A 19,258-nucleotide genomic window follows, 5' to 3' on the forward strand; every position below is an offset into this window, starting at 1 on the left:
GAAATTGGGCCTTAACACCTGTTTATCACGATATTATTTGGTCAGCATCGCTTTAATAAACCATAAATTTTTACTATATGCTGCTACATGCTCTTCAAATTCACCAACTACTTCAAAATCACCGTCTTCATCAGCTGTGTTTCTGATTTCCGTTGCCATACTCTTCATTTCATTGAGATCTTTCTCGACAATTTTTAATACTTCATCACGATTAAATTTGTCTTGATCAAGCTCAGATACCGTAGCGTGTTCCAAGTAATCAGCCATTTTAGCAAGTGGGTTAACATCTCTCATTTTCATTAACTCAGCCACTGCATCAAACTTTTCAAACATGTCGTCATACATAGACTCTGTGAACTCGTGAATTTGTACGAATTGTGGTCCCACTACATTCCAGTGTAGATTGTGTAGTTTAACATTTAAAACCGCCAAATTTGATAAGTATTGATTCATTTTTGTGTAATTCTTCATGATAATCCTCCTTTGTGATGTTAGTTACTTTATTGTAACTATTATAGTATATACCCGACCTAATGAATTGTAAACAATAAATGAGAATAATTCCTACTAAAAACCATAGATCTTAAAATTTGTATCGTTATATAAGGGCAATCTGATATAATAAAAAGAAAATACCGTATTTAAAATTCATAAAATAAGCTGGAAGGAAGAGGTATTATGAGGGTTATAATCTTAATTAAACGCATGCTAGTGTATATAGTGGGATTATTTCTTCTAGCATTAGGAGTAGCTTTTTCGATCAAGTCTGGATTAGGAGTGTCTCCTGTAACGTCACTGCCTTATGCCCTTAGCTTGGTGCTAGAAATAGATGTCGGTCTAATGTCAACAGTTGTATTTACAATTTACGTGTTGATACAAATAGTGTTACTGCGACGGGAATTCGAACTTAAAAATCTATTCCAATTAGCCATATCCAGTATCTTTGGTTTTTTTGTGACGATGTCCATGTTGTTGATTACTCCATTGAATCCAGTTAATTATACGTATAGATTCTTATTGTTAGTGATTAGTTTATTTTTAATAGCAATGGGGATTATATTCTACTTAACAGCAAACTTGGTACCGCAGCCCCCAGAGGGAATGGTGTTAGCTATTCAAAGGAAAACAGGGATTTCTTTTGCAACTGTAAAAATTTTATTTGATGGTACGAGCGTTTTAATGGCTGGATTTTTATTGTTGATTTTTATAGGAAATATTCAAGGGTTAAGAGAGGGGACTTTAGTTGCTGCTTTAGGGGTTGGACGGCTAATTGGATGGCTCTCAAAATGGTTGAGACCAATCATGATTACGTTCATTGAAAAACCATTTTATTCTAAAGAATCATAAGGAATTTTGTATTAAGTTTCTGGTAAAGTGGAATAAAATTTTTTTGTAAATCTAATATTTTGCTTTTGTTCCTGAAACTATTTGGTTTTGTTGATGGTCATATCAAGAGGAAGAATTTTATTCTAGTGATGGGGGAGTATATATGAGGACTAAAATAGTAACAGGCATCTTAATGATATTAACCTTTTTAGCACCTATTTCGGCTCATGGTATGTTTAGCGATACGAGAGAACACTGGGCAGAGGAGTATATTTTTTGGGCTACTTTTGATTATCCTGTTTTTAGCGGTTATCCCAATGGTTTATTCAAACCAGATGAATCCATTACCAGAGCAGAGTACCTCACATCAGTCAATAAATTGCTGGCATTAGCCAAGGATCCCTATGAACAGCAAACAAATGCTAGCGTGTCCTATGAGGATCTGAAAGAGAATCATTGGGCTTATTCACATATTCAAGCTACACATCAGAGCATGGAAGGTGCTAAGCACAATGAAATTTCCATATACGAAGTGTTTTCTGGACCGCTATTGGAACCGGAAAAAAATATTACCCGTTATGAAGCGGCTCTAATAAGCCGTGCTATCCTATCACCACAGACAGGTCAACAAAAGATAGATACGAATAAATTGTGGGATTTGGACCCTTTGGACCCAAATAGTCTCTATATTCGCGAACTGGAAGCAAAAGGTATTATCAATGGATTTCCTGATGGAAGCTTTAGACCCAAGGAATCTGTTACCAGGGCGGAGGCTGCAGTGTTATCAAATAAAATATTTAAAGACCTTAGGCATTTAGAAGACAATTATCTGATGCCAACACCGATGATGGATATGAACGTAACAGCTTATCCTATTTTTTATAGAGCTGGTCTAGATGAATCTACAGAGAAGCATCATCGCTTTATTGATGCGGTAACTTCTTTAGAATATCTAAGCATTATTGGATTTATTCCCCATGAAGAACGTTCTTTATACGACCCTGAACCAATAAAAACTGTATGGGAGTTAAAAGAAGATCATTATGAAAACAAACTGGGAATTAGCTATTATTTGATTAAATATGATGATAGTTTAACAGATCAACAGAAGAAATCTTTGGCCAATAATGCCATTAAGGAATACCTTCTATTGTCAGATGGTGAGGTGGAGGGAATGAGTGCTTTCTTTAAAATGATACAGAACATAGCGGATGCAGACCTTTTTCAAAAAGGAGCCGAAAATTTTTTAGATGTGGCTAGGGATGAGGTTGAAATGCATCAAACAATGAATCTGCTGGCAGAACATTATCGTAAAACAAATCAGTGGGATTCAGCTCAGCATATCTATCACACAGTAATTCATCAAACAGATGATGTGAAAATACTTAAGCGAGCTATTCAAAATCTTGCTTATACATCCTTACAACACAAAAGCAACGAAGAAACTATTCAAATAATGAAGGATCTTCAGGATACAGCTTTATCCCAATGGAAATCATCGGGAGATTGGGAATCTATTGGTTTTCTTGTAGAGGGAATCCAAAAGCAGCTGCTGCTCCAGTAGCTGCTTTACAATTTTATGGATTTTCGTTATGATGTAAACGATTGAAACGAATCAATGAAAATTGTCAACTGTGAAGGAGTATTCATATGAAACTATATTTAGACCACGCATCAACTTCTCCCATACTAGATGAATCTTTAAAGGTTATGATGGATGCATATAGGGAAGCATACGCAAATCCATCTTCAGCTCATTCTTTTGGAAGTGATGTAGAGAAAAGGAGTAAACAAGCAAAAAAGAGTATATTGAAAAACCTTTGGGGGAAACCTGATAATCTCATTATCACTTCCGGTGGAACGGAGGCAAATAATCAAATTATTTTCAGTCAGTCATATAAAAGGGCGGGAAATAATTCTTGTTTTTTGACGTCTTCCATCGAGCATAAGTCAGTTCTCATGCCCTTGGAATATTGGGTGCCTAAAAAATCTATCTACTCATTGAAAGTAGGGGATAATGGACAGATTTCCTTGGAAATCCTTGAAGAAATACTAGAAAAGGAAGGAGAGAATCTGACATTTGTTTCTCTGATGCACGTAAATAATGAGACTGGAATCATTCAACCTCTTGAAAAAGCAGCTGAAATAATTCGAAAAAAATCACCAGAAGCTTTTATTCATGTAGATGGGGTGCAGGCATTTGGTAAAATTCATATACAACCACTATTGGGGCATATTGATGCATACAGCATTAGTGCACATAAAGTCAAAGGGCCTAGAGGATTAGGTGCCTTATGGATAAAGAATCCAACGAAGATAAATCCTTTGTTGCGTGGTGGTAATCAGGAATATGGAAAAAGAGCTGGAACAGAGAATATACCAGGACTTTTAGGGTTTGAAAAATCTGTGCTAAAGGCTTATAAAAATTTAGAAAAAAACCATCAAAGCCTTTTAGAAATAAGAAAGAACATTATAGAAGAAATTAAAAATAGGATTAGTGATGTGATGGTTATTGAGTCCAAGGACCAACAAGTGCCAGGAATTATCCTCCTCGCATTTGAAAATATAAAGAGTGAAGTACTGTTACATTCTTTGGAATCAGAAGGGATATATGTATCTTCTGGATCAGCTTGTACCGCAAGAAAAGATGAAATTAGCCATGTTCTGATAGCGATGGGTATTCCGCGCCAATGGGCTGAAGGGGTTCTTCGAATAAGCTTTGATGAAATGTTAACATCAGATCAAATTTTATATTTGGTAGAAAAGCTTTCGGATCATATACAAAAAATACGAAAATGGACTAAGAGGTGATTGGATGATGGAGAAACAGATTATCATACGAAGTGGTGAGACTGTATTAAAAGGTAAAAATAGAAGGATATTTGAAGATAAATTAAAGAGCGATGTGTATCGTGTTTTAAAGCCGTATGGTAAGATTAAGATAGAAAAGAAGCATAATCGACTGTATATACCAGTTGACCATAATTTTAATGAAAGTATGTTAAAAGAATTGCAAAATGTATTTGGTATTGATCTAATATCCGTGTCCTCTGTAGTAGAAACTGACTTAGAAACCATCCAAGAGACAGCTTTGGATGAAATGAGAGCATTGCAAAAACATCGATCATTTCAGACTTTTAAAGTAGAAACCAAAAGAACAGATAAAAAGTATCCATTAAAATCTATGGAGGTAAGTCAAAAGGTAGGTGGCTATTTACTGCATTCTTTAGAGGGACTTCAAGTAGATGTCCACCATCCAGAGGTAACGATATATGTAGAGATCAAAGAAAAAGCATATGTTTTCAGTGATCGACTACGTGGTCTCGGGGGGTTGCCGAGAGGAACTAATGGTCAGGCAATGTTGCTTCTTTCTGGCGGAATAGACAGTCCTGTTGCAGGATGGATGGTAGCCAAAAGAGGTGTCCTATTAAAAGCGGTTCATTTTCATAGCTATCCATATACAAGTAAAAGAGCGTATGAAAAAGTAATTGAATTATCCGAGAGACTTGTTCCTTATTGCGGACCTATACAATTATTCTCCATTAACTTGCTTTCATTTCAACAAGCTGTAGCTGAACACTGTCCAGAAGCTGAAGGAACAATTCTTGTAAGACGTATGATGACACGTTTAGCTGAAAAGTTGGCATTAGAGCATGAATGTGATGCTTTAATTACGGGAGAATCTTTAGGACAGGTGGCGAGCCAAACGATACAAAGTATTCGAGCGACAAATGAAGCGGTTACCCTACCAGTATTGAGACCTTTAATTGCAATGGATAAGCATGAAATTATCGAAATTTCCAGAAGAATTGATACCTACCAGACTTCTGTGCTTCCCTTTGAAGATTGCTGTACTGTATTTCTTCCTCAGAAGCCAGTCACAAAGCCAAGAACGGACAAAATAATAAAGTCAGAACAATTGCTGGATTTAGAAGCATTAACAGAAAGCTTGTTTAATCAAGCGGAGATGACATGGATTGTTGAAGAGAATAAAACAAAGGAGGAGATATAAATGGCAGAATTAACTCATTTTAACAAAAGTGGGCGCGCAAATATGGTGGAGGTTGGGCATAAATTAAACACACAGCGAGAAGCCGTTACATTTGCTAGCATAACCATGAAGCCAGAAACACTTCGACAAATAATGGATCAGGAAATAAAAAAGGGAGATGTTCTTGCAGTTGCACAGGTTGCAGGCATTATGGCAGCAAAAAAAACCAGTAATTTAATTCCAATGTGCCATAATATTTTTCTAACTGGTGCGGATGTGGAGTTTGAGATTGATGAAAAAAACAACAAAATCGATATGACGGCAACGGTGAAAACAACGGGGAAAACAGGAGTTGAGATGGAAGCCTTAACGGCGGTTTCTGTGGCTGCTCTTACAATCTATGACATGTGCAAAGCTATTGATCGTGAGATGGAAATATCTGAGATTAAGTTATTGAAAAAAACTGGTGGAAAATCTGGTGATTATGTAAGGAATGGATACGAAAGCTTGCTGGAAGAATAAGATAAAAGAAGCACCTGCCATGGCAGGTGCTTCTTTTAATCCTTTTTACAATGGTGGCCGCACTCCTTAGCGGTACCTTTCAATATTTCTATCCCATGAATCAAAGATGGTTTGATGATTTCAAGGGCTTCCATAGCGCCTCGAGGACTCCCTGGCAAGTTGATAATAATTGTTTGGCCTCGGATTCCAGCAATAGCTCTGGATAAAATGGAGTGAGGGTTTTTTTCAAAACTTCTCATTCGTATTAGCTCGGTGAATCCAGGAATCTGTCGCTCAATAACATCCAGTGTAGCCTCTGGTGTAATGTCCCTTTTAGAAAAACCTGTACCACCAGTCGTTATAATGAGATCAAGACCTGCTTCATCGGACATGCGTCTCATTTCACTTCCAAGGATTTGTCTTTCATCTGGAAGGATTGTATAGTCCATAACGTCTCCTCCCAATTCATTCAAAAATGACTGTATAGCAGGACCGCTTTCATCCACTCGCTTCCCATCAGCGCCTTTATCACTAGCTGTGATGATGCCTACAGTAAACATAAAATCATCCCCCTTAAAAGTCAACAGTGGTCGTGTAGGTTACATTGTTGTTTATTTCAATTTCGAATTTTTGAGTCCCACTACCAGATACGCGAAACTCTGCTGTATCCCCATCTTGATCCATATTATGTGTTCTTTTTTCTAATAAAACCCTTTGATTGGGATCGATTCGGTATAATGCAAGTTCGATGGTTCCTTCTGCATCCATTGGTTGTGTTCGAAGCGTTTTGCTGGTTATGGTTGGTGTCTCGCTGGGCTCTTGGGTACTAGTGTCCTCAGTTTCATGATCCTCTATAAAAGAGTGATCTGGATTATATCCGTCCGAATCTTCATAATCGATGGTTCCGTTGGTATTATCTGCGTAAGAATCATATTCCTCTTTGGGGAGTTCATAGGCCCAGTCTCTAGGCACAATACCATTATGCTCTTCTGGGTAGTAAGGTATTTCTCGTTGAGTGAAAATTCTTGTTTCTATTTCATGGGGTGGGGTTTGCTCATTAGCTAATTTTCCTGTTGGTTCGTGAATGTCTGCTTGAACATGTACTTCACAATATTCTGTTGGTTCTGTGCCTCTGACAAATAATTCAGACCGAACAGTACTCCCCCGTGGATCTAAGGAACAGTATTCTGTGGGTAATTTACCAGACTTGGTACATACACTGACGCGGATGATATTTTCAGGGCTTTCAAAGCTTTTGGGATCATGGCCTTCATGAACTCGATACATTACAGTTTGCCATAACTCAGCAGCCATTCGACTACCTTGTTGAAGCTTTTCTGGTAAATCATGCCCTATCCAGACACTGGCAGTATAGTAGGGAGTATATCCTGCAAACCAAGCATCTTTGTGATCGCTTGTCGTACCAGTTTTACCTGCTGCAGGGATACGAGTATTTCCCTGATCGATACGTGCTCTGGAACCGGTACCTGAGGACACAACATCTCGTAACAAGTCAGTGGCTATATAAGCCACTTCTTCAGAAACAACTCGATCTCTTTCGGGTCGATTTTCAAGAATTAGATTTCCTCGCCTATCGTATACTTTTGTAAAGGTAGAGGGTTTGGTATAGACCCCTTTGTTTGCTAAGGACGCAAAGGCAGCGGTCATTTCCATAGGAGAAACACCTCGAGTCATACCACCCAACACCATGGAGTAATTTTCGTCAGTAGAGGTTCGTCCATGCCGTATGACTGGATTATTGCTCCCAACGAGAGACGTAATCCCCATGCGTTCCATGTAATCAAACATGACTGCGAATTGAGGTCGGTCGTCATACTTGCCTAACTCCTCTGCCAAACGAACAGTAGCCACATTACTAGAAACACGCAAAGCTTCTCGCATTGTAATTAATCCATAGAAACTGTTGTAATGATTTCTAGGCCAAGAAGTATTAGGAGCCTGAGGGTTTAAATATGCAGGTACATCATCAATCACCGTAGCTGCTGTCATCCCAAGATCTAGTGCTGGTACATAAGCGGCTAAGGGCTTAATGGCGGAACCAGGCTGGCGTGGAGAAAGAGCTCGGTTATAAACACGATGTCCACGTGTCATTCGACCACCTATAAGTGCTTTTATTTCTCCGCTGTGCTGATCCATAATAACCATGGAAGATTGAGGCTGAACATTGCCTTGGTCATCAAGAATATAATTACCTTCAGCATCTCTCAATGTTCCTGGAAAATTTTCAGCTTTGTTATATTCTTCTTCTAAAATTTGCTGCATACGCATATCAAGGGTACTATGGATACTGAGCCCTCCAGATTGAAGCATATGGCTAGCTTCTTGAGTAGAATAACCTGCATTTTCTAGGGCTTTTAGTACGTCGCGTTGTACCAGTTCCCCAAAAAAAGAAGATATTTCATTTTCGCCACTCAGTGTATTCGGAAGGATGCTAGAAGCGATATCTTGACTTAAGGCTTCTTCATATTCATGATCACTAAGGTAGCCTAAGCGATGCATGCTGTTTAGCACCAAACGCATTCTAGGAAGTGTTTCTGGATTAAAAACTACGCTATATTCATCATCTTCTTCATAATAGATGATATGATCCTCTCTGATTTGGTCTTTCCGAAGAATTGATACAGGGGAATAACGACGTGGATTTCTAGAAATCCCTGCAAGCAAAGCGGCTTCAGCATTGGTTAGCTGGTCTACATCTTTTGAGAAGTACAACTGTGCTGCTGCCTGAACTCCATTGGCTTGAACGCTATAAGAACCACTGAATGCAACACTTCCTAGGTTGATAGTGTTTAAATAAGCTTCTAATATCTGCTTTTTACTCAGTTGTCGATCTAACTGGATACCGTAGTATGCATCTTTGATTTTACGTGTGTAGGTCTGTTCTGGTGATAGGTAGATGATTTTAGCCAATTGTTGATTAATAGTGCTCGCTCCTTGACGAGAACCAGTTCTTAAATTAGTCCAAAATGCCCCGAAGATCCGTTTAACATCAATGCCATTATGATCCCAGAAACGCTCATCTTCAATGGCAATAAATGCATTTATTAAATGATCGGGTAATTGATCATAGTCAAGAATAGCCCTATGTCCTTCAGTCTGGACTTTTTCCATGACGTTCCCATCATTATCATAAATAAAGGAGCTTTCATCCAGAAAAGTATACAGATTACTTGCGTCAATTGGTTCGATTTCTCGGACAATACCAGCTACTACCCCAACAGCAGTTCCAGCTACTAAAAAAAATATCAACACAAGCATAATCATGGTTCCCCAAAATAGCTTAGGAAAGATAGATTTTTTCTTAGTCTTTCTTTTGGAACTGGAGGCTCTAGCAGATTGTCTTTCTTGATATGAACTTCCATTTGTAGACATTTTTGTCCCTCCATATATTTCTCTTTTAAATTTATGGTTTCAAAGAGTATACCATAAGTGCTATTATACCAAAATGCTTACAAAAGCAAGTCGAAAATGATACAATTTAAGCTAGCCCATTATATCATGACCCAATATATTTTAAAAGCATCCATCATTTAGATCATACACGCAAGTAAATAATAGATATAATAGTTGAGTACCAAAGGAGGTTTTTCAGGATGACCGTTAACAATCAATCAAAAGAATTAACTTGCATGCTACTTGGTGTATATCAAAAGGAAAGAGAACAATATCAAATTCATGACGAAATGGAAGAACTGGAGGCGTTGGCAGAATCGTGTTATTACAAAGTTGATATGAAGCATATTCAAAAAAGACAAAACCCCCATCCTACTTTCTATGTGGGTCGAGGAAAACTGGAAGAAATAGTAGGTGAAGTGATTCATAGAAAAATCCATACGATTATCTGTAATGACTCCCTTAGTGCATTGCAAGTTCAGTATATCGAAAAACAAACAGGAATCGAAGTACTTGATCGCTTTCATTTAATCTTATATATTTTTTCAAAACGTGCATTTAGTTTGGAAGGGAAGCTACAGGTGAGATTGGCAGCCTTACAGTATCAACTTCCTAGGTTAAGAGGGAAAGGGATTGATATGTCTAGGCAAAGAGGCGGTATTGGAACTCGTGGACCTGGTGAAATGAAGCTGGAAACAGATCGTCGTCATATTCAGCAAGAAATGAGTCGCATCCGAGAAAGACTAAAAATTATTCGCTTTCAAAAAAATACTCGACGTCAAAAAAGAATTAACAGTAAAATACCTCTTGTAGCTTTGGTGGGATACACAAATGCTGGTAAATCCTCTTTAATGAACGCTTTTATCGACATGAGCCTTTATCAGCATCCAGAGAAAAAAGTAGTATTTAAAGACCAACTTTTTAGTAGTTTAGATGTATACTTTCGAAGAATCATCCTTCCAAATAAATTCGAATTTTTACTATTGGATACCGTAGGTTTTATAAAAAAATTGCCACATGAATTAGTAGAAGCCTTTGAATCAACCCTCAGAGAAATCTCCTATGCTGATCTAATTGTTAATGTAGTAGATGGAGCATCCCCTCATAAAGATATGCACGAAGAAACCACTAGACAAATATTGACAACTCAAGAAATTCAACCTATTCCCATGATTCAAGTGATGAATAAGAGGGATCTGGTTTCTGATAAACCTATTCATAAAACAGAACAATCATCGGTTCAATGGATTTCTACTGGAAGTCAAGAGGATATACTCCTTCTAGGCAAAATGATACAAAGTAAAATAGAAGAAGAGTCAAAAGAGTCCGTTTTTAAAATACCGTATGAACGGTTTGATTTAGTTGAAATAGCCTATAAAATAGGTCAGGTAAGAGAAATTGAATATCAAGAACATTCTATTTTGATTAAAGGGTTATTCATGAATGATAGACAGAAGCTTTCTAAATGGGAAATATGAACGTTTTTATAAATAATGCTAGTAATAAAGAATGAATTTTAAGTAAATTTCTTGAAAAGACGTAGTGAATAGGGTATGATGATTGTAAGATATTATAAAAAAAGGGGGAATTGCCATGATTGTTAGAAACTGCGCAGGTGGAGTGGTTTTTTATGCGAATCAGGTGTTGATCCTGCAAAATGAAAAAGACGAATGGGTATTGCCTAAAGGAAAAATTCGTGATGATGAGCCTGCGTCGGATACAGCATACAGCCGAGTTGAATTTGAAGCTGGGGTAGATGCTGAGATATTATCCACTGCTGGTGAAACATGCTACGAATTTTTTTCTGTTACGAGAAAAGAACCAGTTTGCAATCAAATCGTATGGTATATCATGAAGGCTCATCATAAACAATGTTCAATAAATCCAGAAGAAGGATTTAAAAATGGTGGCTTTTATCCAATGGAAGAAGCCTTGGAAAAAATCACATACAGTCAGGATCGGTCTTTGGTAAGTCTTTCTTATCGTAAATACAAGGAATTAATGAAGGAAAAAGTGGCAATTTAGTCTAATTGATAATGGGTTAATAAAAGACAGAAGAGATGATGCTGACAGGCATTTATCTTCTGTCTTTTTATGATTTTAAAATAGAAACCATGAAGAAGGTGCTGGAAGGTGACGGATTTTAAGAAGAGCAACAGAAAAAAGGACGTACTAGCGTATACAACCATTGTAAAAAAACAATGGTTTCAGGAGACCATAGAAAAATCAAATTTCATTGCCTATGCAGTTCCAATTGAAGAAGAGTATGAAGTGAAGGTTATTTTAGATGAAGTTCATCAAAAATATTCAGGTGCTACCCATTACGTATATGCATATACCTTAGGTATCAATCAAGAAGTACAAAAATTCAGTGATGATGGAGAACCTTCGGGAACAGGAGGGATGCCAGTTCTTGAAATATTTCGGAACAGAGGCCTCTGTAATTTAATGGTAGTGGTGGTTCGATATTTTGGGGGCATCAAGCTTGGTACTGGGGGCCTTAAGCGTGCATATGCAAGAACTGCGCTTCAAGCTATTGAAGGAGCAAAAATTATTAATAAATTACAGCACCAATGGATTCGCGTTACAACTGATTATTCACATTGGGGAAAAATAGAGTACTTGCTTGCGCAGTGTCGTGTAGATCCAGAGAAAGTTGATTTTGCCCATAGAATCACTTTTGATATTCCGTTGCTTCCTTGGGATGAAGAGATAGTGATTGGGAAATTGGTTGAAATAGTAGGTGGAATTCCTGAGATGGAGAAGATCGGATATGAATTTTTACCTGATCTAAAAACAGATTAATTCCATTGGATTAGGGTATCTTTCCAATAATAAAAGACTTTTGAAAGGAAAGGAAGCGAATAGAATGAGTGATATCCAAAGATACAAGCAGGAAATGCTTCAATTAAAAAAATGGGCAGTCATAGGAGCGACACCAACTAAAGAGAAATTTGGATTTAAGATTTATCGGACTTTACAAGAACATCAATATCAAGTATTTGGTGTGAATCCTAGATACAAAGAGCTAGAAGGTGAAATAGTATACCCAGACTTAAAAAGCTTGCCAGAATCACCAGACTGCATTAGCGTGGTAGTGCCACCTAAAATTACCATGGAATTATTAGAAGAAGTTCATCATGAAAGCATTTCATATGTATGGTTACAACCAGGAACTTATGATGCTGAAGTCCTTAAAAAAGCACAAGAATTAGAATTGAAGCTGGTGTATAATGACTGCGTGTTGGTTACCTTGGGGCATTAAATTTTTCCTTAGCAAACAAAACATCCTTTGAAATTGTAAATCTGTAGATAGAAGTACAGATGCAATTAATAAGGATTTTTTCTTTTTTTGTCGATTTTTATGATATAATAAACCCATAATTGCTGTTTTCAGAACTCTATAGGAGGGCGATGGAATTTGAGAAACAGGTATGAAAGGTTTATACAAGAACGAGTCGATTGGTTACGCGCTAAAACAAATGAGGCTGGAACCAAAGGGCTTATTGTGGGCCTTTCTGGTGGTATAGACTCTGCAGTGGTAGCGAACTTAATTAAAAAAGCATTTTCAGAGGATTCAATGGCAATTATTTTGCCAATTGCTAGCGACGAAAAGGACCTGGAAGATGCGGTGATGGTAGCAAAAAAAGCAGGGATTCATTATGAAATCATAGATTTAAGCAACACCCATAAAACTATGATGGAACATATAATAACATTACCTTGTATGGAACATCAAACAGATGAACATCATAAAAGAATTGCGGATGCAAATTTAAGGGCTAGGTTAAGAATGAGTACCCTTTATGCCATGGCAAATGCATTGAATTATATGGTGGTTGGGACAGACAATGCAGCAGAGCTTTACACTGGCTACTTTACGAAATATGGAGATGGTGGCGTGGATCTTTTACCAATTGCTGATTTGTTGAAAAGAGAAGTGTATGAAATGGCTCACTATATGGAAGTCCCAGAATCTGTCATAAAAAAAGCTCCTTCAGCAGGACTGTGGAGTGGGCAGACAGATGAAGAAGAAATGGGAGTAACATATGAAAAAATCGACAATTATTTATCTGGCCTTACAATACCAGAACAAGATCGTCAAACCATTGAAAAACTGCATAAAAGGTCTCAACATAAAAGAGAAACGCCGTCAATTCCTTGATAATTACAACGAAATGAATAATTGAAACACCAATAGGCTTGTGCTAGAATTTACCTTGAAGAAAAAAATGCTCATATTTTTCATTTTGAGTAATTTACGAATAGGAGCCAACATACTATGGGAAGAATTGGAAATATAAAAGATAGAAAGAATAAACAAGACTCAAAAAAAGCTTCCATTTATACGAAAATGGCTCGTTTAATTGCTGTTGCCGTTAAGGAAGGGGGGAGTGATCCAGAGTATAACGCAACGCTAAAAGCTGCATTAGATAAGGCGAGAGCTAATAATATGCCAAGCGATAATATTGAAAGAGCGATTAAAAAGGCAAGTGGTGAATCAAGTGATCAGGTATTTGAACATATCATTTATGAAGGGTACGGTCCTTCAGGAGCTGCTGTTATTTTAGAGGTGCTTTCTGAAAATCGAAATAGAACCGTTGGAGAAATTCGCCATATTTTCGATAAAAACGGAGGCAACCTAGGGACTAGTGGGTGTGTAGCCTACCTTTTTGATCATGTTGGACATATTCTTATTGAGAAAAGCCTCTACCCAGATGAAGATCAGACAATGATGGATGCCTTAGACTCTGGTGCTGAAGACATTGAAATAGACGAGGAAGTATATGAAATAACTGGAAACGTTGCAGGATTTCTTGAATTAAAAGAGTCACTTGAAGAAAAACAATATGCGTTTTTAGAAGCCGATGTTATTTACAAGCCTCAGACTTTAGTAGAATTGACAACAGAAGAAAGTTCGAAAATGGAAAAGCTGATTAATATGCTTGAAGATAATGATGATGTTCAGGAAGTGTATCATAATTGGAAACTATAACCAGAAGTGGAGGAGGTTTTAACTATTGATCGCTTATCAAAAAGTAAAAATAATTGCGTTAACCATGGGAACTATTCTGTTAACAAGCATTGTTGGGCATGCAGCTACGGGAAGCGGAATGGTGATTGGTGACAACGCTACCCTTCGTAGTGGGAGTAATTTAAATGGAAGTGCAATTCAAAGCCTACCAATCGGAACTGAAATTAATATTAGTGCCCTTGAAAATGATTTTTATCAAGTAGATGTAAAATCAGATAATATAAATGGGTGGATACATAAAGATTTAGTGTTACCAGATAAAGGTATCTTGAATGAAAAAGTAAGAAAAGGAATAATAACAGCCAGAACTCTCAATATCCGATCAGGTCCATCAACAGAGCATAGCCAACAAGGTCAGTTAAAACAGGATCAAGAAATACAGATAGTTGGAGAAAAATCTGAATGGTATCAAATCAAAGATGAACGAGGAGTCAATGGTTGGATCCACAGCGACTATGTAAAATTGATACCAAATTTACCAAGGGCATATATTAAAACAGATTCTGCTAATGTCTATACACATACAGATAAAAATGCTGGAATCTTAGAAGTGTTAAAAAAAGAGCAGGTTTTTTTTATTAAAAACTACCAAGATGGATGGTATCGCGTCGAAACAAATTCTGGAATTGAAGGATGGATTTTACGAAAACAAGTGAGTTTGATTGTGAATGGAAACGGTCCTGTAAGCCGTGGTGGAGCTAGAAGCTCTTTGAATGGAATGATAGGCATCACTGAAAAATACCTAGGAAGTCCTTATCGATATGCGGCCACAGGTCCAAGTCAGTTTGACTGCTCAGGATTTGTTTATTATATTTTGCATGAATACTATGGCCAGGAACTGAGAGAAAATAGCATTAACCTTCCCAGATCTTCAAGGCACATGGCTAACGTAGGAGAGACGATTTCACGTGATCAGCTTCAAATAGGGGACTTAGTGTTTTTTAACAATGGATCTTCTAATAGGATAAATCACGTTGGGTTTTATATCGGTGGGAACAATTTCATACATGCATCGTCTGGATCTAATATGAGCGTCATCGTCTCGTCGCTTAATGCCAACAACTATAACAGGCGTTATTCTACAGCGAAAAGACTTTTTTAATAAGGAGACCAATAGAATCAAATGGAGGTGCCTAATGAAACTAATTGAAATTCAAGAACTACTGGATGCAGAAATATTATCCGGCCATGAATACCTAGATCGAGAAGTAACCAATGCCTTTGCTGCTGATTTGATGAGCGATGTCTTAGCTTTTGTAGATGATAAAACCTTATTACTGACAGGCCTTACGAACCCTCATACGATTAGGACCGCAGAAATGATGGACATTAACTCCATTGTGTTTGTGAGAGGGAAAAAACCAGATGAAGAAACCTTGAAAATGGCTGAGGAAAATCAAGTAGTAACCATGACTACCAAAGAGATTATGTTTGTAGCTTCGGGCCTTCTCTATGAAAAAGGACTACGAGGTGCTAAAATAATTCACAAATAAAAAAGAAACGTAAAGTACGGGGTGATGGACATTCAGAGGAAATATGAAGTTGAAAGAAGAGATTTTAAGTCTGCTGGACAAGTGTCTAGTAGTATTAAAAAAATTTTGAAACAGGTAGGAGTAAGTCCGGAATTGATTAGACGGGTTTCGGTGGCATCTTATGAAACGGAAATGAATCTTATCATACATTCTAATGGGGGGACGATGGAATTTATTATCAAAGCAGATCGGATTGAAATTATTGCCATAGATCGAGGTCCTGGCATTGAAAATGTTGATTTAGCAATGAAAGAAGGCTATTCAACCGCAACTAAAGATGTTCGCGAATTAGGGTTTGGCGCAGGGATGGGATTGCCAAATATAAAAAGATGTGCGGATCATTTTAATATCACGTCAGATCTTGAAAAAGGGACTGAAATACGGATGAAATTTGATCAAAAATCATCTGATTGATGGAGGAGATGATTATGACAATAAAAGAATTGAAAAAAGAATTAAACCTTGAAATACTTGCTTCAGAAGAAAAAATGGATCAACTCACCGTTGATGATATTTACATTGGCGACATGTTGAGCTGGGTTATTGGCAATGCAGAAACTGGCAGTGTCTGGATTACTATCCAGACGAATGTTAACATCATTGCTGTTGCTGTGATGGTTGGGATCCATGGGATTTTAATTGCAGAAAATGCTAGTGTCGACTCAGAAACCATAGAACGAGCTGAAGAAGAGGGAATACCGCTCTTGAGATCAGACTTAACGGCTTATCAGATTGCAAAAAAGATAAATCTGAGGAATTAACATGGAGGCGTACGCAGTTGACTTGCATATGCATACGGCTCTATCGCCTTGTGGAAGCGAAGAAATGACACCCAATAATATAATCCATATGGCAGCTTTAAAAGGGCTGGATATCCTATCTATTACAGATCATAATGCCATTGGAAACGTACTACCCTGCATGAAAATCGGCTATAAGCATGATGTGGTTGTCATACCAGGCATAGAAATAACCACGCAGGAAGAGGTTCATCTATTGGCTTATTTTAGCACCTATGAGAAATTGAGCCGTTTTTTTCAGGCCCTTAGTGTTTTTCAGTCAGACATGAAGAATAGGCCTAGTATTTTGGGGAATCAGTTCATTTTTGATACAGAAGACAACGTGATTTGCGAAGAGACAAAACTGTTAATGAATGCACTGCAAATATCATTTGATGAAACAGTGAAAATGATACGAAAATTTGATGGTGCTCCAGTACCAGCTCATATAAACAGGAATAGTTTTAGTGTGTTATCATCGCTTGGTTTTTTACCGAATCACCTGGATATTCAGTGCATTGAATTATTTGGTGGTACGGATACAAATAGCTTTTTGAATCAATATCCCGAATACAAAAGATATCGTCATTTAAAAAGCTCTGATGCCCATAGCCTTGCCAATATCATGGAGAGGATTTTTTTTGTGGAATTAAAGAAACGAAATGCAGAAGACATGATTCAATGGATGTTGAATAAACGGTAAATCGGAGAGGATCATTATGAAAGAAATTGCACTCCATATTTTAGATATTATTCAAAACTCTATAGTGGCCAATGCTCAACTGATTCAACTTAAGGTTAGTGAGAGCATCAAAGAAGATTATTTGAGGATTGTTATCATTGATGATGGAACAGGAATGGATGAATCTTTACTTAAAAAAGTAACAGACCCCTTTGTGACTAGTCGGACTACCAGAAAAGTTGGGCTAGGAATTCCTTTGTTGAAACAAGCTGCAGAAGATTGCGAAGGATCTCTTAGTATAGAGTCTCAGGTAGGGAAAGGCACTACTATTGAAGCCAGCTTTCAGCATAGTCATATAGATCGTGTGCCACTTGGTGATATGGCTGAAACGGTCTGTACCATTCTTTTATATGGCAATGAATTTGACTTTACCTATGAACATTCTACGGATGTTGGATATATGAAGTTTGATACAAGAGAAATAAGGCAAGTGCTTCAAGAAACGCCACTAACTCATCCAGAAGTGATTACGTGGATACGTGAAAAATTGATAGAAGATATTAAATCAGTTGATTCAAAGACATAACCCATAAGAATACAAGATGACAAAAACAGTTATCATACTGTTTATGATATGAAAGGGTGAAAAACATGAATTTCTTAACATTTAAAGGCGGAATTCATCCACCGGATTCCAAGTCTGCTACATCATCGAAAGCCATTGAACCAATGAAAGAACCGAATGAGGTAATTATTCCATTGCTTCAGCATATTGGAGCACCATGTCAGCCTGTAGTCAAAGCCAAGGAAGAAGTAAAGGTAGGTCAATTAATTGGAGAACCACAAGGCTTTGTTTCGGCTCCAGTACATGCTTCAGTATCTGGAACCGTGAAAGAGGTTGTGATGAAGTCTATCGGTGGTGGACGTAGTGCCCAATGTGTGGTAATAGAATCAGATGGATTAAATCAGATGCATCCAGATATCAAGCCCTATGGTCCTCTTGATTCTATGGACAGCAAACAGATTGTTGAAATGGTTCAAAAATCAGGTATGGTAGGAATGGGTGGAGCAACTTTTCCCACCCATGTGAAGCTATCTCCACCACCTGAAAAACCAATCGATACCATTATTATCAACGGTGCTGAATGCGAACCTTATCTTACGGCAGATCATCGTTTGATGCTTGAAGACCCAGACAACTTAATACTAGGGCTTAAGATTATTATGAAATCTGTTGGTGCTCAAAAGGGTATGATTGGAATCGAAGCCAATAAAAAAGATGCGATTGAAAAGGTTTTAGAGAGGGTTCATGAAAAGGATCCAATTCATGTAGTGGCACTTCATACAAAATATCCTCAAGGAGCAGAAAAACAGTTGATAGAAGCGTGCACAAAAAGACAGGTTCCCTCAGGTGGATTGCCCATGGATGTAGGGATTGTAGTTAACAATGTGGGTTCCGCTTGGCAAATAGCAAAAACATACCAAACCGGGATGCCTCTTATAGACAGAATTACAACGGTTACAGGTTCTTGCATAGCAGAGCCTAAAAACTTAAGAGTCAAAATAGGGACATCTGTAAGAGAGTTGATAGAGTTTTGTGGTGGCTATACAAAAACACCAGGGAAAATTATTTTTGGTGGTCCTATGATGGGAATGGCACAGGATTCTGATGATTATCCCGTTGCAAAAGGAACATCGGGTGTCTTAATATTTGACAAAGATGAAGCAATTATCCCAGATCCGGTAAATTGTATTCGCTGTTCCAAGTGCATAACAGGTTGCCCAATTCATCTTATGCCGGTAACCATCAGTGAATTTTCACTGGCTGATCGTATGACGGATGCTGAGAAATACCATGCAATGGATTGTATTGAATGTGGTTCTTGTTCGTATGTTTGTCCTTCGAAAAGACCGTTATTACAGTCTATTAGAGTTGCTAAAAATGCAATTATGACAGAAAGAAAAAAGCAGCAGAAATAACTTAAGTTATGAAAACAG

The 19,258-nt window shown here is 37.6% G+C and carries 21 protein-coding genes; 18 read left to right on the top strand and 3 right to left on the bottom strand.

Annotated features, from left to right (window positions below):
- Positions 1–33: 33 nt before the first annotated feature.
- On the bottom strand, positions 34–471 hold the full coding sequence (locus ACZ47N_RS13155) for a Dps family protein (protein WP_464886987.1): 438 nt from the start codon (positions 469–471) through the stop codon (positions 34–36).
- A gap of 207 nt (positions 472–678) precedes the next feature.
- On the opposite strand from ACZ47N_RS13155, the gene ACZ47N_RS13160 reads away from it, so the two are divergent.
- The 5 genes from ACZ47N_RS13160 to moaC all read left to right on the top strand — a co-directional run bounded on the left by ACZ47N_RS13160 (position 679) and on the right by moaC (position 5,839).
- A complete protein-coding gene (locus tag ACZ47N_RS13160) occupies positions 679–1,347 on the top strand; it encodes a YczE/YyaS/YitT family protein (protein WP_464886988.1) in 669 nt (222 codons plus the stop codon).
- Between the two features lie 142 nt (positions 1,348–1,489).
- The gene (locus ACZ47N_RS13165) at positions 1,490–2,890 is read left to right on the top strand and encodes an S-layer homology domain-containing protein (protein WP_464886989.1); all 1,401 of its coding nucleotides are present in this window, start codon (positions 1,490–1,492) and stop codon (positions 2,888–2,890) included.
- A gap of 86 nt (positions 2,891–2,976) precedes the next feature.
- A complete protein-coding gene (locus ACZ47N_RS13170) occupies positions 2,977–4,137 on the top strand; it encodes a cysteine desulfurase family protein (RefSeq protein ID WP_464886990.1) in 1,161 nt (386 codons plus the stop codon).
- A 4-nt stretch (positions 4,138–4,141) separates the two neighbouring features.
- On the top strand, positions 4,142–5,338 hold the full coding sequence (gene thiI, locus ACZ47N_RS13175) for a tRNA uracil 4-sulfurtransferase ThiI (RefSeq protein WP_464886991.1): 1,197 nt from the start codon (positions 4,142–4,144) through the stop codon (positions 5,336–5,338).
- Positions 5,339–5,839, top strand: coding sequence for a cyclic pyranopterin monophosphate synthase MoaC (gene moaC / locus ACZ47N_RS13180; protein ID WP_464886992.1), 501 nt, complete (start codon positions 5,339–5,341; stop codon positions 5,837–5,839).
- A 35-nt stretch (positions 5,840–5,874) separates the two neighbouring features.
- On the opposite strand, the gene ACZ47N_RS13185 is transcribed toward moaC, so the two are convergent.
- Both ACZ47N_RS13185 and ACZ47N_RS13190 read right to left on the bottom strand, forming a co-directional pair.
- On the bottom strand, positions 5,875–6,378 hold the full coding sequence (locus ACZ47N_RS13185) for a MogA/MoaB family molybdenum cofactor biosynthesis protein (RefSeq protein ID WP_464886993.1): 504 nt from the start codon (positions 6,376–6,378) through the stop codon (positions 5,875–5,877).
- A gap of 13 nt (positions 6,379–6,391) precedes the next feature.
- Entirely contained in the window at positions 6,392–9,211 is a 2,820-nt protein-coding gene (locus ACZ47N_RS13190) for a transglycosylase domain-containing protein (protein WP_464886994.1), read from the bottom strand.
- Positions 9,212–9,432: 221 nt separating this feature from the next.
- Here ACZ47N_RS13190 and hflX point away from each other — a divergent pair, with 221 nt between their 5' ends.
- The 13 genes from hflX (at position 9,433) to rsxC (ending at position 19,240) form a co-directional block, all read left to right on the top strand.
- Positions 9,433–10,710: a GTPase HflX gene (gene hflX / locus ACZ47N_RS13195; protein WP_464886995.1), complete on the top strand. Its 1,278-nt coding sequence runs from the start codon at positions 9,433–9,435 to the stop codon at positions 10,708–10,710.
- 115 nt (positions 10,711–10,825) lie between these two features.
- Positions 10,826–11,257, top strand: coding sequence for an NUDIX hydrolase (locus tag ACZ47N_RS13200; protein WP_464886996.1), 432 nt, complete (start codon positions 10,826–10,828; stop codon positions 11,255–11,257).
- 108 nt (positions 11,258–11,365) lie between these two features.
- Complete coding sequence (locus tag ACZ47N_RS13205; RefSeq protein WP_464886997.1) at positions 11,366–12,037, top strand: IMPACT family protein; 672 nt, start codon at positions 11,366–11,368, stop codon at positions 12,035–12,037.
- A gap of 64 nt (positions 12,038–12,101) precedes the next feature.
- Entirely contained in the window at positions 12,102–12,497 is a 396-nt protein-coding gene (locus ACZ47N_RS13210) for a CoA-binding protein (protein WP_464886998.1), read from the top strand.
- Between the two features lie 156 nt (positions 12,498–12,653).
- A complete protein-coding gene (gene nadE, locus ACZ47N_RS13215; protein ID WP_464886999.1) occupies positions 12,654–13,397 on the top strand; it encodes an NAD(+) synthase in 744 nt (247 codons plus the stop codon).
- A 117-nt stretch (positions 13,398–13,514) separates the two neighbouring features.
- The gene (locus ACZ47N_RS13220) at positions 13,515–14,228 is read left to right on the top strand and encodes a YebC/PmpR family DNA-binding transcriptional regulator (RefSeq protein ID WP_464887000.1); all 714 of its coding nucleotides are present in this window, start codon (positions 13,515–13,517) and stop codon (positions 14,226–14,228) included.
- A 25-nt stretch (positions 14,229–14,253) separates the two neighbouring features.
- Positions 14,254–15,369 (top strand): C40 family peptidase, encoded by a 1,116-nt coding sequence (locus tag ACZ47N_RS13225; RefSeq protein WP_464887001.1) that lies wholly within the window; start codon positions 14,254–14,256, stop codon positions 15,367–15,369.
- Between the two features lie 34 nt (positions 15,370–15,403).
- Positions 15,404–15,760, top strand: coding sequence for a DRTGG domain-containing protein (locus ACZ47N_RS13230; RefSeq protein ID WP_464887002.1), 357 nt, complete (start codon positions 15,404–15,406; stop codon positions 15,758–15,760).
- Positions 15,761–15,784: 24 nt separating this feature from the next.
- A complete protein-coding gene (locus ACZ47N_RS13235; RefSeq protein ID WP_464887003.1) occupies positions 15,785–16,213 on the top strand; it encodes an ATP-binding protein in 429 nt (142 codons plus the stop codon).
- A 14-nt stretch (positions 16,214–16,227) separates the two neighbouring features.
- Entirely contained in the window at positions 16,228–16,560 is a 333-nt protein-coding gene (locus ACZ47N_RS13240; RefSeq protein ID WP_464887004.1) for a DRTGG domain-containing protein, read from the top strand.
- Position 16,561: 1 nt separating this feature from the next.
- Positions 16,562–17,281: a PHP domain-containing protein gene (locus tag ACZ47N_RS13245; protein WP_464887005.1), complete on the top strand. Its 720-nt coding sequence runs from the start codon at positions 16,562–16,564 to the stop codon at positions 17,279–17,281.
- 16 nt (positions 17,282–17,297) lie between these two features.
- Positions 17,298–17,846 carry an ATP-binding protein gene (locus ACZ47N_RS13250; RefSeq protein WP_464887006.1) on the top strand — a complete coding sequence of 183 codons (549 nt, stop codon included), beginning with the start codon at positions 17,298–17,300 and terminating at the stop codon, positions 17,844–17,846.
- Between the two features lie 65 nt (positions 17,847–17,911).
- Positions 17,912–19,240: an electron transport complex subunit RsxC gene (gene rsxC / locus ACZ47N_RS13255; protein WP_464887007.1), complete on the top strand. Its 1,329-nt coding sequence runs from the start codon at positions 17,912–17,914 to the stop codon at positions 19,238–19,240.
- Positions 19,241–19,258 lie beyond the last annotated feature (18 nt).

Source organism: Tindallia texcoconensis (assembly GCF_055383815.1).